We start from the raw sequence: 358 nt of genomic DNA on the forward strand, positions 1-358 counted from the left end.
GTTTTAAGTATAATTAGTTAAATATGCCGACATACACATTGCCCAAGCATATTGCTTTTAGTCAGAGCCTAGCGGGTTATATTAAATATAATTTAAGTGATTCGACCGCTCAGGCACTGACACTCGCACAGCTATGTCAGTTGAGTGCCAGTGATTTGGTTACACAAAAAGGGCTAGAGACCAGTATAGGTGATACTCTTCTCCAATATGCACCTGTGCAAGGTGATGTCGCATTACGACAAGAAATAGTTGATTTTCATCAAGAATTAAACTGCCATCGTAAAGTCATTAAAGCAGAGAGTGCCATAACATTTTGTGGTGCACAGGAAGTATTGTCAGCTATTTATCATAGCGTGTT

1 protein-coding gene is annotated in these 358 nt (G+C 39.1%); it reads left to right on the forward strand.

The features are described from left to right. Positions 1-23 precede the first annotated feature (23 nt). On the forward strand, positions 24-358 hold a 335-nt coding region (locus tag H4J50_RS19190; RefSeq protein WP_404842762.1), incomplete at its 3' end, for an aminotransferase class I/II-fold pyridoxal phosphate-dependent enzyme.

The sequence above is a fragment of the Colwellia sp. 6M3 genome, assembly GCF_014077595.1.
Classification (GTDB): Bacteria; Pseudomonadota; Gammaproteobacteria; order Enterobacterales; family Alteromonadaceae; genus Cognaticolwellia.